This window comes from Nonomuraea aridisoli (genome assembly GCF_003236395.1).
GTDB classification, from domain to species: domain Bacteria; phylum Actinomycetota; class Actinomycetes; order Streptosporangiales; family Streptosporangiaceae; genus Nonomuraea; species Nonomuraea aridisoli.
On record NZ_POUD01000659.1, the window covers coordinates 1 to 476 of the forward strand.

The following is a 476-nucleotide window of genomic DNA, read 5'->3' on the forward strand; positions in this document are numbered from 1 at the left end:
ACCCTCCCCCCAGCACACCCTCTCGCCGACCTTCCTAGCCTCAGCGCGCCTCTCGCCTGGCCTCACCCTCCTCGGCCTGAGCGTGTCCGGCGGGCACGCCCCCTTCCCTCTCACGTGACCTCACCCTTGACGGCCTCAGCGCGGTCGGTGGGGCAGCGGAATTGTCGGTGGGGCCCGGCATGGTGGGGGTGTGCTGGGTGCTGTTCTCGATCTCGTGCTGCCGGCGTCCTGTGTGGGGTGCGGGGGCAAGGGGGCGTCGTGGTGTGCGGCGTGTCGTGTCGGCTTGATGGGCGCGCCGGCGCGGCGGATGCCCGTTCCGGTGCCGGCCGGGCTGCCTGACTGCTGGTCGGCCGCTCCCTACGAGGGGGTGGTGCGTACGGCGATCGTCGCCTACAAGGAGCGGGGGGCCGTCGCGCTCGCTGGGGTGCTGGCCGAGGCGCTGGCCGGTGCGGCCGTGACCGCGTTCGGTGACGACG

At 73.5% G+C, this 476-nt stretch carries 1 pseudogene; it reads left to right on the forward strand.

Annotated elements, in window-relative coordinates:
- Positions 1 to 286: 286 nt before the first annotated feature.
- Positions 287 to 476: pseudogene (locus tag C1J01_RS48590) on the forward strand (ComF family protein); the annotation flags it as partial.